This window comes from Corynebacterium sp. MSK122 (genome assembly GCF_030229435.2).
Lineage (GTDB): Bacteria > Actinomycetota > Actinomycetes > Mycobacteriales > Mycobacteriaceae > Corynebacterium > Corynebacterium marquesiae.
Window position 1 is genome coordinate 1 of record NZ_JASPHV020000093.1, and the last position, 255, is coordinate 255.

Annotated in this window: 1 protein-coding gene; it reads left to right on the plus strand. The window is 54.1% G+C overall.

Annotated elements, in window-relative coordinates:
- Positions 1-255 (plus strand): IS3 family transposase (locus QP934_RS11590; RefSeq protein WP_419127603.1); only part of this gene is annotated, 255 nt, incomplete at both ends.

The window sequence follows — 255 nt, forward strand, 5'->3', positions numbered from 1 at the left end:
GGCGACGATGATCGCGCAGCATTCTACGACGATGTTGACCGCAAGATTCATCAGATTTGGTCGGACTCCGATCAGGTTTACGGTGCTCCGCGGATCACCGCAGAACTTACCGAGCGCTACCACATTGCGCTTAACCGTAAGACTGTGGCTAAACGAATGCGCATGATGAGCATTGAAGGGATTTCACCGCGGGCCTTTGTCCCAGTGACAACGGTCCAAGCCAAACGTAAGTCCACGCTTCCTGACCTGGTCAAG